10 protein-coding genes are annotated in these 13,684 nt (G+C 69.1%); 3 read left to right on the top strand and 7 right to left on the bottom strand.

What is annotated here, in order from left to right; all coding sequences use genetic code 11:
* The first annotated feature begins 144 nt into the window (after positions 1-144).
* Together aceE and nboR are read left to right on the top strand one after the other, a co-directional pair.
* The gene (gene aceE, locus ABIC21_RS04590; RefSeq protein WP_354349234.1) at positions 145-2,886 is read left to right on the top strand and encodes a pyruvate dehydrogenase (acetyl-transferring), homodimeric type; all 2,742 of its coding nucleotides are present in this window, start codon (positions 145-147) and stop codon (positions 2,884-2,886) included.
* 81 nt (positions 2,887-2,967) lie between these two features.
* The gene (gene nboR / locus ABIC21_RS04585) at positions 2,968-3,591 is read left to right on the top strand and encodes a nicotine blue oxidoreductase (protein ID WP_354349233.1); all 624 of its coding nucleotides are present in this window, start codon (positions 2,968-2,970) and stop codon (positions 3,589-3,591) included.
* Here the strand turns inward: nboR and ABIC21_RS04580 are convergent.
* A complete protein-coding gene (locus ABIC21_RS04580) occupies positions 3,588-4,223 on the bottom strand; it encodes a uracil-DNA glycosylase (RefSeq protein ID WP_354349232.1) in 636 nt (211 codons plus the stop codon). The two genes, nboR and ABIC21_RS04580, sit on opposite strands and share 4 nt — an antisense overlap.
* An 86-nt stretch (positions 4,224-4,309) precedes the next feature.
* On the opposite strand from ABIC21_RS04580, the gene ABIC21_RS04575 reads away from it, so the two are divergent.
* Positions 4,310-4,834, top strand: a complete 525-nt coding sequence (locus ABIC21_RS04575) for a DUF488 domain-containing protein (protein WP_354349231.1) — start codon at positions 4,310-4,312, stop codon at positions 4,832-4,834.
* 32 nt (positions 4,835-4,866) lie between these two features.
* On the opposite strand, the gene ABIC21_RS04570 is transcribed toward ABIC21_RS04575, so the two are convergent.
* From ABIC21_RS04570 to ABIC21_RS04545, 6 genes are all read right to left on the bottom strand, one after another.
* Positions 4,867-5,850: an aldo/keto reductase gene (locus ABIC21_RS04570; RefSeq protein ID WP_354349230.1), complete on the bottom strand. Its 984-nt coding sequence runs from the start codon at positions 5,848-5,850 to the stop codon at positions 4,867-4,869.
* 109 nt (positions 5,851-5,959) lie between these two features.
* Positions 5,960-6,703 (bottom strand): aspartate/glutamate racemase family protein, encoded by a 744-nt coding sequence (locus ABIC21_RS04565; RefSeq protein ID WP_354349229.1) that lies wholly within the window; start codon positions 6,701-6,703, stop codon positions 5,960-5,962.
* Positions 6,704-6,728: 25 nt separating this feature from the next.
* Complete coding sequence (locus ABIC21_RS04560) at positions 6,729-8,297, bottom strand: NCS1 family nucleobase:cation symporter-1 (RefSeq protein WP_354349228.1); 1,569 nt, start codon at positions 8,295-8,297, stop codon at positions 6,729-6,731.
* A 224-nt stretch (positions 8,298-8,521) separates the two neighbouring features.
* A complete protein-coding gene (locus tag ABIC21_RS04555) occupies positions 8,522-11,398 on the bottom strand; it encodes a molybdopterin-dependent oxidoreductase (protein ID WP_354349227.1) in 2,877 nt (958 codons plus the stop codon).
* A 2-nt stretch (positions 11,399-11,400) separates the two neighbouring features.
* Positions 11,401-12,357, bottom strand: a complete 957-nt coding sequence (locus ABIC21_RS04550; RefSeq protein WP_354349226.1) for an FAD binding domain-containing protein — start codon at positions 12,355-12,357, stop codon at positions 11,401-11,403.
* On the bottom strand, positions 12,348-13,676 hold the full coding sequence (locus ABIC21_RS04545; RefSeq protein ID WP_354349225.1) for an XdhC family protein: 1,329 nt from the start codon (positions 13,674-13,676) through the stop codon (positions 12,348-12,350). Before ABIC21_RS04545 ends, ABIC21_RS04550 begins: the two co-directional genes overlap by 10 nt.
* Positions 13,677-13,684 lie beyond the last annotated feature (8 nt).

Raw genomic sequence — 13,684 nt, 5'->3', positions numbered from 1 at the left:
CAGGCTCTCGGGGAGGCCTTGCTGGCGGCTGGCCGCCGCCCTGTTTGACTGCCCGCAATCGCCTGAGTATTCTCGAATTGCAAGAAAGTTTTCTCACACAATGAAAACTTGAGCCGACCATTCAACGACGAAAAGAGGTTGGACGTGGCTGCAGGAGAAGAGACCTCCCATATCCTCAGCGGGTTGACTAACCAGCTGCCTGATCGTGATCCGGAAGAGACCGCCGAGTGGCTGGAGTCCCTGGATACGCTGATTCAGGAACAGGGCACCGAGCGTGCCCAGTACATAATGCGCAGCCTGCTCCAGCGGGCCGGCGCGCAGTCCGTGGGTGTTCCGATGGTCACGACCACGGATTACGTCAACACGATTCCGGTGGACCAGGAAGCGGCGTTCCCGGGGGACGAGGAGATCGAGCGGAAGTACCGGGCGTGGCTGCGGTGGAACGCGGCGGTCATGGTGCACCGGGCGCAGCGGGCCGATATCGGCGTCGGCGGCCACATCTCGACCTATGCCGGGGCCGCGACCCTGTACGAGGTCGGGTTCAACCACTTCTTCCGCGGCAAGGACCACCCCGGCGGCGGGGACCAGGTCTTCTTCCAGGGCCACGCCTCCCCCGGCATGTACGCCCGGGCCTTCATGGAAGGCCGGCTGACCGAGGAGGACCTGGACGGGTTCCGGCAGGAGAAGTCCAAGGAAGGACATGCCCTCTCCTCCTACCCGCACCCGCGCCTGATGCCGGAGTTCTGGGAGTTCCCCACGGTCTCGATGGGCATCGGGCCGATGAACGCGATCTACCAGGCGCAGTCCAACCGGTACCTGGCCAACCGCGGCATCAAGGACACCTCCGACCAGCAGGTCTGGGCGTTCCTGGGCGACGGTGAAATGGACGAGCCCGAGTCCCGCGGCCTGCTCCAGCTCGCCGCGAACGACAAGCTCGACAACCTCAACTTCGTGATCAACTGCAACCTCCAGCGCCTCGACGGGCCGGTCCGGGGCAACGGCAAGATCATGCAGGAACTCGAGGCGTTCTTCCGCGGCGCGGGCTGGAACGTCATCAAGGTCGTCTGGGGCCGGGAGTGGGATGACCTGCTGGCCAAGGACGAGGACGGCTCGCTCGTGAAGATCATGAACGAAACCGTCGACGGCGACTACCAGACCTACAAGGCCGAGTCCGGCGCGTTCGTCCGCGAACACTTCTTCGGACAGACCCCGCAGACCAAGGAAATGGTCCAGGACCTCACCGATGACCAGATCTGGAACCTCAAGCGCGGCGGCCACGACTACAACAAGGTCTACGCCGCGTACAAGGCCGCGACCGAGTTCAAGGGCAAACCCACCGTCATCCTGGCCCACACGGTCAAGGGCTACGGCCTGGGCACCCACTTCGAGGGCCGCAACGCCACGCACCAGATGAAGAAGCTCACCCTCGCGGACCTGAAAGCCTTCCGCGACCACCTGCGCATCCCCATCACCGACGACCAGCTCGAAGCGGACCTCTACCGGCCCCCGTACTACCACCCCGGCATGGACTCCCCCGAGATCCAGTACCTCATGGAACGCCGCCGCGCCCTCGGCGGCTTCGTCCCCGAACGCCGGTCAAACCACGCTCCCATAGAGCTGCCTGACCCCAAAACCTATGAGGTGGCCAAGCGCGGTTCCGGGAAACAGCAGGCCGCCACCACCATGACGTTCGTGCGCCTGCTCAAGGACCTGCTGCGGGACAAGAAGTTCGGGCACCGCATCGTCCCGATCGTCCCGGATGAATCCCGCACCTTCGGCATGGACGCCTTCTTCCCCTCGGCGAAGATCTACAACCCGGACGGGCAGGGCTATCTCTCCGTGGACCGGGACCTGGTCCTTGCCTATAAGGAATCGGCCCAGGGCCAGCTGATCCACCCGGGCATCAACGAGGCGGGCGCCGTGGCGGCGTTCACCGCCGCGGGCACGTCCTACGCCACCCACGGCGAACCGCTGATCCCGATCTACGTCTTCTACTCGATGTTCGGTTTCCAGCGCACGGGCGACTCCTTCTGGGCCGCCGCGGACCAGATGACCCGCGGGTTCATCATCGGCGCCACCGCCGGCCGCACCACCCTGACCGGCGAGGGCCTGCAGCACGCCGACGGCCACTCCCCCATCCTGGCCGCCACCAACCCCGCCGTCCTGACCTACGATCCCGCGTTCGGGTACGAAATGGGCCACATCATCCGGGACGGCCTGGAACGGATGTACGGCCCGGAATCCGAAGACCGGAACCTGATGTACTACCTCACGGTCTACAACGAGCCGATCTTCCAGCCTGCCGAACCCGGGAACCTCGACGTCGAGGGGGTGCTGAAAGGCATCCACCGGGTGTCGGCGTCGGACCTGGAAGGGCCCAAGAGCCAGATCCTGGCCTCCGGCGTCTCCGTCCCGTGGGCCCTGGAGGCCCAGCGGATCCTTGCCGAGGACTGGGGCGTTTCCGCCGACGTCTGGTCCGTGACGTCCTGGACCGAGCTCCGCCGGGACGGACTCGCCGCCGAGGAAGAAGCCTTCCTCAACCCCGGCCAGCCCGCCCGCGTCCCGTTCGTCACCGAACAGCTCGCCGGCGCGGCCGGACCGATCGTGGCCGTCACCGACTACATGAAGGCCGTCCCGGACCAGATCCGCCAGTTCCTCCCGCACCAGTTCGCCTCGCTCGGCGCCGACGGCTTCGGCTTCTCCGACACCCGCGCCGCAGCCCGCCGCTTCTTCAAGAACGACACGCACTCGATTGTCGTGAAGACCCTGCAGCTGCTGGCCTCGCGCGGGGAGGTCGACGGCGGCGTGCCCGCCTACGCGATGGACCGCTACAAGCTCCTGGACGTCAACGCCGGGACCACCGGCGGAGCGGGCGGCGACGCCTGACGCCATCGAATGCGCAGGTGACGGCAGTGTTCCGCCCCGGGACTGCCGTCACCTGCCATCTGGGTGCATAGGCTGGGGACCATGGCTGACTCATCGGAACCGCTCAGGACGCCGGGATCAACGACGGCGGTGCTGCTGGCCGCCGGCGCCGGGACCCGGCTGGGCCTCGGGCCCAAAGCGCTGCTCCGGTTCCGCGGCCGCACCCTCGTGGAAGTGCTGGCCGACGTGCTGCTCGCGGGCGGCTGCCGGGAAGTCGTGGCGGTGCTCGGCGCGGACGCGGCAGCGGTCCGCGCCGCCACCGACCTGAGCCGGCACCGGGTCATCGACAACCCGGACTGGGCCACCGGAATGGGCGGCTCCTTCCGGCTGGGCGTCACCGCGGCAGCGCCGGAGGACCATGTGCTCATGGCGCTGGTGGACCAGCCGGGGCTGACACCCGAGACCGTCGCCCGGCTGCTGGCATCCCACCGGCCCGGCCGGGTGACGGCGGCCGCCTACCGCACCCCGGAGGGGACGCTGCAGCGGGGCCATCCGCTGCTCCTGGATGCCAGCCTCCGTGCTGAGGCTGTGGATACGGCAACCGGCGACGCCGGGGCGCGCGTCTTCCTCCAGGCCCACCGGGAGCTGATCGACCTCGTGGACTGCAGCGATCTCTCCGCCGGCGAAGACCTCGACACCCCGGACCAGCTGCACCTCCTGGGCTAGGGAAGGAGCTCCTGAAGACCGCGCTTGAAACCGGACCGGCCGCCATGGGCGGGATGCCTGATTTTGGGCACGTCCAAGCCGCTCCGCTGCAGGCTGCGGTGCGCCACATTTCCCACCGCCACCACCCTTTCGATGGGATACATCGCCGTCAGCGCCTGCCAAAACGGGGTTCCCAGTGTTGCTTCGGCGGCCGTTGGAGTGCGGTTGGACAGCGGCCGCCCGGGGACGTGGGTATGCCACGGGCAAGCACTCCAGAGCAGGGGAAGGAAGTCCAGCTCGGCCAGCACCTCCCACATCACCGTCGCCGTCGGTTCCGCCGCAACGCCCGCAGCTTCCGCCGGCAGCACGTAGCCCTTATCGGGCCCGAAGAGCCCAAACGCGTTGGCGGGGCCCTCGAACATCGCACGGTTGGTGAAGGGAACTCCAGTGATCCTCATGCCCCGGAAGCCGGGGGCTTCTCCCACCAGCAGCACCGACGGGGAGCGTTCCAGCATTTCCTGCAGGTAGATCGCCAGGTTCCGCCGGCGCTGCGCATTCTCCGGCACAGTGTGGTCGAAGAAGTTGGTGCACCCAGGCCCTGTCGGCGCGGCCGCGAGCAGGTCAACAAAGGCGTCGATGGAGGATGAAGTCATTCCTGCCCGTTCCCTTGGCATCTCGTAGGTCCATCAGAATATCCGGGTCGCTTCGCCGCCGGCCCAGGCCGCCTTAGCATTGGGGCATGGCGGACATGACCATCTTCACGGTGGGGCACTCCACTCATCCCATCGACGCGTTCATCGGCATCCTGAAGGCCCACGGCGTCAGGAAGCTCATCGATGTGCGCACCGTCCCGAAATCGCGGCACAATCCGCAGTTCAATGGGGATGCCCTCGCGGCGAGCGTGCGGGCCAGCGGGATCACGTACCGGCGGATGGAATCCCTCGGCGGACTGCGGCACGCCCGGAAGGACAGCCCCAATGCCGCCTGGCGAAACGCGTCGTTCCGGGGATATGCGGACTACATGCAGACCGAGGAATTTGCCACCGCCATCGGCCAGCTGCTGGAACGCGGGCGGACCAACGATGCTGCGATCATGTGCGCGGAAGCCGTCCCGTGGCGCTGCCACCGCTCGCTGATCGGCGACGCGCTCCTGGTCCGGAACGTCCGGGTCCTGGACATCATGACGGAGAAGTCCGCCAAACCCCACACCCTGACCTCCTTCGCACGCGTTGACGGAGAGCGGCTCTGGTACCCGGAGGGCTGACGGCCGGTAACCCAACCCCAATGCGGAGGGTGCTACCAGCGCGGATGGATCGATGCGCGGAAGTACTTGTCGTAGATTTCCCGGACGCCGACGTCGAACGTGGCGTCGATCCCGCTGACCCCGGCCGCTTCGGCGTTGGCGCGGGCCTGGTCCACGTTCCGCGCGCCGGGGATCACCGTGCTCACGCCGTCCTGCGCCGCGATCCAGGCGATGGCCGCCTGGGCGGTGCTCACGCCGTCGGGCACCAGTTCCTCGAACTCGGCCACTGCCTGCAGGCCCCGCCCGAAGTCCACGCCGGAGAAGGTTTCCCCGACGTCGAACGCCGAGCCGGTGCGGTTGTAGTTCCGGTGGTCGTCCGCCGCGAAGGACGTGTCCTCGGTGTATTTGCCCGAGAGCAGGCCCGAGGCGAGCGGCACGCGGGCGATGATGCCGACGCCGGCAGCCTCCGCCGCGGGCAGCACCTCATCCAGCGGCTTGAGCCGGAACGCGTTGAGGATGATCTGGACGGTGGCCGTGCCCTCGTGCCGCATGGCCTCGAGGGCTTCGTCGGTGCGCTCCACGCTGACGCCGTAGTTCCGGATGGCCCCCTCGGCCACCAGGGTGTCGAGCGCGTCGTAGACTTCGGCGCTGCTGTACACGGCGGTGGGCGGGCAGTGCAGCTGGACCAGGTCCAGCTGCTCCATGCCCAGGTTGCGGCGGGACCGGTCCGTCCACTCGCGGAAGTTGGCCAGGTTGTAGTTCTCCGGCAGTTGCTCCGCCCGGCGGCCCATCTTGGTGGCCACCGTGATGTCCAGGCCCGGGTTGTCGGCCAGGAATTTGCCGATGGCCTGTTCGCTGCGGCCGTCGCCGTACACGTCCGCGGTGTCGAAGAACGTGACACCGGCCTCCGCGGAGGCGGCCAGGATGGCCTGCGCCTGCGCGGGGTCCACGGTGCCCCAGTCCGCGCCAAGCTGCCAGGTCCCCAGGCCCACAATGGAGACGTTCCGTCCGGTTTTGCCCAAGATTCGCTGTTCCATCATCTGACTATAGGCGGGAACAGAAACGCGGGGTCAGATCCGGCCATTTTGCCCCCCGCCCATGGGCCGGATCTGAACCCGCATTGGTCTTAGCGGGAGGAGGCCGGGCTCACGGGGTGGCCGTCGCGGGGGCAGTGGCCAGCGGCCAGCCGATGACCGTCTTGGGGCGCGGGGTGGCGTAGGTCCGTACTTTCGAGGTGCTCAGCCGCAGCCGGACCAGCGATTCGGCGATGGTGACGGCAGCGGCCACGCCGTCCACCACCGGAACGCCGGCTCGCTTGCGGATCTCTTCGTCCAGGCCGGCCATGCCGCCGCACCCCAGGACAATGACTTCCGCTTTGTCGTCCCGGACGGCGAGCAGCGCCTGTTCGATGATGGCTTCCACTGCGCGTTCCGGGTCCTCTTCCAGTTCCAGGACGGCGAGTCCGCTGGCCCGCACCGAGGCGCACCGGGCGTCGAGGCCGGCCAGCTTCAGCCGGTCCTCGATCAGCGGAACGGCCCGGTCCAGGGTGGTGACCACGGAGTACTTGTGGCCCAGGAACATTGCGGTGCTCGCGGCCGCTTCGGTGATGTCCACGACCGGAACGTCGAGGAGCTCCTGGAGCCCCTCGCGGCCGTGTTCGCCGTAGCCGGCCTGGATGACGGCGTCGAACGGCTCCGGATAGGACAGGACCCGGTCCATCACGGCGATCGCCGCGAGGTAACTCTCAAAGTTTCCCTCGCAGGAGTCCGCGCCGAAGCGGGGAGTGAGTCCCACGATCTCCGTATCCGCAAGCGCGGTCTGGCGTGCCTGCGCGGCGATGGAGTCGGTCATGGACTGTGTGGTGTTGACGTTGGCGACAAGGATGCGCATGGGCTTTCCCTTCCAGGGCAGCTGGTCAGTGGGTGCTGGCGACGGCGATGGCCTCGCCGTCGACGTCGTCGAGCCGCTGGGAGCGGTCCGAGATGGCGTAGTAGACCACCGCGGCGATGCCGGCCGCGACGAACCAGGCGAACGGGGCGGCGGCTTCCAGCGCCGGAACAAAGGCGATCAGGAGCGCAACGCAGGCGGCGGGCACCATGGCGATGATCGCGCGGGGGTTGAAGCCCTTTTTGTAGTAGTAGGCCCCCGCCGGGTCCTCGGTGTAGAGCTCAATCACGTTGACCTTGCCGCGGCGCAGCAGCCAGTAGTCGGCCATCACGACGCCGAACAGCGGGCCGAGCAGCGCTCCGAGTCCACCCAGGAAGTACACGATCACGAGCGGGTTGTTGTACAGGTTCCACGGCAGGATGATGAGCCCAATGGTGCCGCTGACCCAGGCAGCCTTCCGGAAGTTCAGGTGCTTCGGGAAGAGGTTGGTCAGGGCATAGACGGGGGCCACAAAGTTGGCCATCAGGTTCACGGCGATGGTCAGGATCAGCAGCGCGAGGCAGGCCAGCACCAGGAACAGCGTGTTTGGGATGGTCTGGACAATGTCCGACGGGCTCTCGATGACCGTGCCGTTGATCTTGAACTGTCCGCCGGCCATGACCACCACGATCGCCCCGAAAAGGAGCATGTTGATGGGGATGCCCCAGAAGTTGCCGCGCACCACGGCCTTCTTGGAGACGGCGGACCGGGTGAAGTCACAGAAGTTCAGGACGAACGTTCCGTAAATGGCCACCCACAGTGCGCCGCCGGCAAAGATGGTGCGCCACATGTCGGCGCCTTCGAGGGCGTTGTCCGCGGCCCAGGCGATGGAGCCGCCGGCTTCCACGAAGATCCAGACGGCAATGGCCGCCATGGTCACCAGGATGATGGGGCCGGCGAAGGCCTCATACTTGCGGATCATTTCCATGCCGAAGCTGACGATGACCAGCTGGACGATCCAGAGGAACACGAAGGAGACCCAGCCCAGCGTGGAGAGGCCGAGGATGGAGTTGGCGTCCAGCTCCCGCAGCGAGGGAACCACGGCCACGAGCATGACGCGGAGCACCACCGACGCGAGGTAGGTCTGGATGCCGAACCATGCCACGGCCACTGCCCCGCGCAGGAGGCTGGCAATCTGGGCTCCCCGGATGCCGAAGCTGATCCGGCTCATGACGGGGAACGGGACACCGGTCTTGACGCCCATGAAGCCGGAGAAGCTGAGCAGCGCAAAGAGGAGGACGGCCCCGACTCCCAGGGCGAGAAGGATCTGCCAGCCGCCCAGCCCGAGGGCGAAGAGTCCGATGGCGAAGGCATAGTTTCCAAGGCTGTGGACATCGTTGGCCCAGAGGGTGAAAATGCTGTAGCTGGTCCAGCGGCGGCCTTCCCGCTTCGTCGGGGCCAGGTCGATGTTGTAGAGGGTGGGGCTGATCGTCCGGCCGGAGGTGGCGCTGGCTGCATCGCAAAGCGCGTCGACACCCATGGAGGGGTGGGCTGCTTTGCTCATGTCACCAGCGGTCCCGGGATCCGGGTCGACGCCGGTCAACGGGGTCGTCTGCATCGTGATCTCACTTCTTGAAGATGTCTTCCATCCATTCCGCACCGGGATCTGTGCCGGAAATACCGGCAGGAGCGTCGTTGCTTATATTCCACAATGCGGAAGATGGGTATCGAGTAGTGAAATAACGGTATGACCTGTGTCACGTCGGCGTCAAGGGGGTGACGGTTCATCGCCAGTCACAAACGGTTGGATCGGGACCCGGCATCTAATCGGGACCCGGGCATCTAGTGGGAGGACGAGGCCAGCCCCGCTTCCTTCAGGCCGAGGTAGATCTTGTCGCGGGCGATCGGCAGCTCCGCGAACCGGACCCCTGTGGCGTTCCGGATGGCGTTGGCCAGCGCCGGCGCCACCGGGTTGAACGGGCTCTCGCTCATGGACTTCGCGCCCAGCGGGCCCAGCTTGTCGGACGTGTCGGCGAAGTAGACCTCGCTGCGCGGCACGTCCGCGAAGGACGGGATGTGGTACTGCCGGAGGATGTCCGTGGTGACCCAGCCGGCGTCGTCCACCCTGACCTCCTCATACAGCGCGGCACCCAGCGCCTGCGCAATCCCGCCTTCGATCTGCCCGCGGCACTGCCGCGGGTTGACCACCACACCGGCGTCGGCGGCCTGGACACTCTGCAGGATCCGCAGCTCCCCCGTGCCGGTGTTCACGGCCACCCGGAAGCCGTGGACGTTGAACGCCACGGACCGCGGGGTCCCGCCCCAGCGCCCCTCGCCGGAAAGGTCGACGCCGGCCGCTGCGGCGGCGTCGAACAGTTCCGTCAGCTCCACCCGGGTTCCCTCGCAGACAACGGCGTCGCCGTCCAGCACGCACCCGGAGGCCTGGACGTGCCGGATGCCGGCGGCGAAGGCGCGGATCCGCACCGCGAGTTCCTCGGCCGCGGCGAGGGTGGCCTTCCCGGCCACCACCGTCCCGGCCGAGCCGAACGCGCCGGAATCGTGGTCCACGAGGTCCGTGTCGGACTGCCGCACCGCGATCCGGCCGGCGGTGGTGGACAGGGCGGTGGCGGCGAGCTGGGCGTGCACGGTGGTGGTTCCGTTGCCGAACTCCGCGGTCCCCACATCCACCTGGTACGTCCCGCCGGGCAGCAGCCGGATCCTGGAATGCGCGAAGTGTCCGCGCGGAGGGACGGTGTCGATCATGGACAGCGCCGAGCCTTCCCCGGTGACCCAGTCCGGGCCGAGGTCCTCGAGTCCGGCGTCCCGGTAGCGTTCCCGCCCCCGGTCCAGGGCGTCCTGCACCAGCCGCGTGCACTGGTCCAGCCCGTAGCTGCCGTAGAGCACGTCCTCTTCCGGGTCGGGGTGCGTGGAGAGCATGTCGTCGCCCTCGCGGACCATGTTGCGGCGGCGGAATTCCATCGGGTCCATGCCGATCCCGGCGGCGAGCTCGTCGACGGCGGACTCTATCGCGAAGATCATCTGGCTCAGCCCGTAGCCGCGGAAGGCACCCGAGGGCACGGTGTTGGTGTACACCGCCTGCGCATCCACCTTCTTGTTGGCGCAGTTGTAGACGGCCAGGGACTCGCCGCAGCCGTGGAACATCACGCCGACGGAGTGGTTGCCGTAGGCGCCGGCGTTGGTCAGCACCTCCAGCTGCAGGGCCGTCAGCTTGCCCTCATTACTGGCGGCGGCCCTGAGGTGGATGGTAAACGGGTGCCGGGTGGTGGATGCCGTGAACTGCTCGGTGCGGGTGAATTCCAGCTGCACCGGGCGCCGCAGTTTCAGCGCGGCGAGCGCCACGATGTCCTCGGTGAGGACTTCCTGCTTGCCGCCGAAGCCGCCGCCCACCCGTCCCGCGACCACCCGGATCCGGTCCTCCGGCAGGCCGAAGACCCGGCCCAGGGTGCGCCGGACCAGAAACGGCACCTGGCTGGAGGTGCGGACCTGGAGCCGGCCGTCGTCGTCGATCGAGGCGATGGCGGCGTGGGTCTCCAGCGCGGTGTGCTGCACCCGCTGGGTGCGGTAGGTCTGCTCGTGGATGGAGTCCGCGGTGGCAAAGGCCGCCGCGACGTCGCCCAGTTCGGAGTGCAGCTCGGCAACTACGTTGCGCTCCGGCCGGCCGATGCGGGCCGTGGCGGCGTCCTTGTCCCCGTGGACCAGCGGCGCGCCGGGGAGCAGCGCGGCCTGCGGGGTGAACACGGCGTCCAGCAGCTGGTACTCCACCTTCAGCGCCCGGACGCCGGCTTCCGCTGCGGCGACGGTATCGGCGACGACGGCGGCGATCCGCTGCCCGACGAACCGGACCACGTCGTCAAGCACCCGGGTGTCGTCCGGATCGTCGGTGTAGATCTCGTGCTGCGCCGTGGAAAACAGCTGCGCGGGTGAGTCCTCGTGGGTGAAGACGGCCTCGACGCCGGGAATCCGCAGCGCGTCCGCGGCGTCGATGGACAGCACGCGGGCGTGGGCGTGCGGCGAGCGCAGGAGCTTCACGTGCAGGAGCCCCGGAAGCTCCGACGCCGGCACGTCCAGGGTGTAGCGCGCCGTGCCGGTGACGATCGCCTGGCTGGCGGGCGCCGGGACGTCGTCGCCGAGCTGGCCGGGATGCGGCCCGGGCTGGCCCCCGCCGGCGGTCCCGGACCCCGGCCCCGCGGGGTCCGGGTGTCCGGATTCGCCGTGCGGGTGTCCTTCGCAGCCGCAGACCGCGTCCGCGATGGCCCGGTAGCCGGTGCAGCGGCACAGGTTCCCCTTGAGGTTCCGCGGCAGGTCGGCCTTCTGCTCGTCGTCGAAGGTGGCCGCCGTCATCACCATGCCGGCGGTGCAGAACCCGCACTGGAAGCCCTGCCGTTCCATGAACTGCTGCTGCATCGGATGCAGGGCTCCGCTGTCGGACGCAGTCCCGTTCGCGCCAGTCCTGTCGGACGGTCCGCAGGTGCGGGCGAGCCCCTCAATGGTGGTCACCGCCCGCCCGTCCGCGCGGACGGCCGGGTAGATGCAGCTGTGCACGGGGGTGCCGTCCACGTGGACGGTGCAGGCCCCGCAGTCGCCGCCGTCGCAGCCCTTCTTGACGCCGAAGTTGCCCTGCTCCCGCAGGAACGTCCGCAGGCACTGCCCCGGCCGCGGTTCGGCCTGCGCCGGAGCGCCGTTGATTTCGATGGCCATGCTCAGGCCCCTTCCTGCTGCGGCGAGGCCTGCGGTGACGTGCGCCGCGGAGGCCAGAAATCGCCGGACACGTGGGTTGCTGGCGTGCCTGCCGGGGCCGCCAGCTCGGCGCGGATTTCCTCCGCGAGCCGGTAGGTCATGTCCCTGCGCCAGGCAGGCAGGCCGTGGATGTCGTCGTGGTAGAGCCCGTCCGGGATGGCGGCGTCGAGCGCCTCAGCGAGGGCGGCCGGCGACGGCTCAGCACCGGCCGCGTCACCAAGGGAGTTGCCGAGGCGCAGCTGCACGGGGCGCTTGGTGGCCGCCGTGACCGTGAGGACCAGCCCGCCGTCGGCGTCGAGCCTTCCGATCAGCAGCACCCCCGACCGTCCCAGGTTGCTCAGCGACAGCCGGCGGAACGCCACCCGGGAGGCCAGGGCCGACGCCGGGAGGTGGACGCTGCGGAGCAGCTCGCCGGGTGCCAGGCAGTTGCGGCCGTCACCGGTCACGAACTCCGCCACCGGGACGGTGCGGCTGGCCCCGCCCGGGCCGAGCACCGTGGCCACGCCGTCCAGCGCCGCGCAGAGCGAGGTCATGGGTCCGGCCGGCAGGGAAGTGCAGAGGTTGCCGCCCACGGTGGACATGTTCCAGACCTTGAAGGACGCCACGAACGAATCGCAGCACGGGCGGATCAGCTCCAGTGCAGGCCAGGCAGCGGCCTGCGCCTGGCCGGTTTCCCCGGCGGGCAGCGCGTAAAGCTCGGCGATGCTGCAGGTGGCCGCGAGTTCGATCCCGGAGTCGGACACCGTGACCGCCGGCCAGCCCGTGGAGCCGAGGTCCAGCAGCCGCCGGAGCGGTTCCTTGCCAAAGGCGAAGCTGCCGTAGGAAAACAGCACGGTGCCGCCGGCCAGCCAGGCGTCGCCGGCCTGCCAGTCGGCCGGATCCGCGGTGCGGACCACGGCCTCTATGGTGTTCATGTCCATGGCATCTCCTGGTAGTGCGGGGTGTGGTGCGGGGTGGGTGCTGGCGGAGTCAGGGCTTCCGGGGTGGGGTACCGGTGGATCGGTCCGCTCCCGTGTTTCAGGGACAGCCCCTGGGCGGACCGGCTCCGGCCTGCCACCAGCTCCGCGGTGATGGAGACGGCCACCTCGGCCGGGGTGACCGCGCCCAGATCCAGCCCGATCGGGGAATGCAGCCGCTCCAACTCTCCCGGCGCCACCCCGGCGGCGAGCAGCGACTCCAGCCGCTGGGCGTGGCTCCGCCGCGATCCCATCGCCCCGACATACGCCAGGTCCAGGCCGAGCGCCGTCTGCAGCAGCGGGATGTCGAACTTGGGATCGTGGGTGAGTACACAGACGACGGTCCGGGCATCGAGCCGGCCGGCCGCGGCTTCGGCGGCCAGGTAGCGGTGCGGCCAGTCCGTGACCACCTCCTCGGCCGCGGCGAAGCGCTCCTGCCGGGCGAAGGCCGGCCGGGCGTCGCACAGGGTCACGTGGTAGCCGAGCAGCCGGGCGGCCGGCACCAGGGCCGCGCCAAAATCGTTGGCGCCGAACACCAGCATCCGGGCCGGCGGCAGCCTGCTCTCCACCAGCAGGGTGAGGGGCTCGGCGGCGGGCCGGCCCGCTGCCGCGTCGCCGGAGCAGCCGGATTCCGCCGCCAGCCGCACCACCCCGGTGGTCCCGGTTCTCAGCAGGGGCTCGATCTGCGCGGCGGCCGCCCGCAGCAGGGACCGGGCCCCGTCCCCCGCAACCCCCAGCAGGGCGGCCACGGCGTCGGACTGCGCCACCTGGTAGCGGGCGGGATCCGGGATGACGACGGCGCCGGCGCCCCGCGGGGACCCAGTGCCCCGCCCGAAACGTGCGCCCCGCGGGGACAAGGCATCTTCCGGGGAGGCGGCATCGATCCGGCGGATGAGCGCAAGGCCCGGGCCGGGATCGTGGGCGTCCAGGGTGGCCAGGCCCTCCGGCCGGAGGCCGCCGAGGGTGTCCGCCAGCAGTTCGATGTGGACTTCCAGCTCACCCCCGCAGGTGAGCCCGACGGCGAATGCGTCCTCGGCGCTGTAGCCGAAGAACTCGCGGCGGGTGCCGCCGTCGGCCATCACCTCCAGGGCGACTGCGACGACGGCGCCCTCCACGCAGCCGCCGGAGAGGCTGCCCAGCACATCACCGGACTCGGACACCAGCATGGAGGTTCCGACCGGGCGCGGTACGGAACCGCCAGCCCCCACCACGGTCGCCACGGCGCAGCGCCCGCCGGTGGCGGCCGGCGGCCAGGCTGCCAGCGCAGGCATCAGATCCAACATTGCTGCAC

The organism is Pseudarthrobacter sp. PvP090 (assembly GCF_040547365.1).
GTDB lineage: Bacteria > Actinomycetota > Actinomycetes > Actinomycetales > Micrococcaceae > Arthrobacter.
This window is presented reverse-complemented; position numbering and strand designations above follow the sequence as displayed.

Coding starts and splice junctions, on each gene's coding strand:
- nboR (WP_354349233.1), top strand. CDS start 2,968: ATGGCTGACTCATCGGAACCGCTCAGGACGCCGGGATCAACGACGGCG.
- ABIC21_RS04580 (WP_354349232.1), bottom strand. CDS start 4,223: ATGACTTCATCCTCCATCGACGCCTTTGTTGACCTGCTCGCGGCCGCG.
- ABIC21_RS04575 (WP_354349231.1), top strand. CDS start 4,310: ATGGCGGACATGACCATCTTCACGGTGGGGCACTCCACTCATCCCATC.
- ABIC21_RS04570 (WP_354349230.1), bottom strand. CDS start 5,850: ATGGAACAGCGAATCTTGGGCAAAACCGGACGGAACGTCTCCATTGTG.
- ABIC21_RS04565 (WP_354349229.1), bottom strand. CDS start 6,703: ATGCGCATCCTTGTCGCCAACGTCAACACCACACAGTCCATGACCGAC.
- ABIC21_RS04560 (WP_354349228.1), bottom strand. CDS start 8,297: ATGCAGACGACCCCGTTGACCGGCGTCGACCCGGATCCCGGGACCGCT.
- ABIC21_RS04555 (WP_354349227.1), bottom strand. CDS start 11,398: ATGGCCATCGAAATCAACGGCGCTCCGGCGCAGGCCGAACCGCGGCCG.
- ABIC21_RS04550 (WP_354349226.1), bottom strand. CDS start 12,357: ATGGACATGAACACCATAGAGGCCGTGGTCCGCACCGCGGATCCGGCC.
- ABIC21_RS04545 (WP_354349225.1), bottom strand. CDS start 13,676: ATGTTGGATCTGATGCCTGCGCTGGCAGCCTGGCCGCCGGCCGCCACC.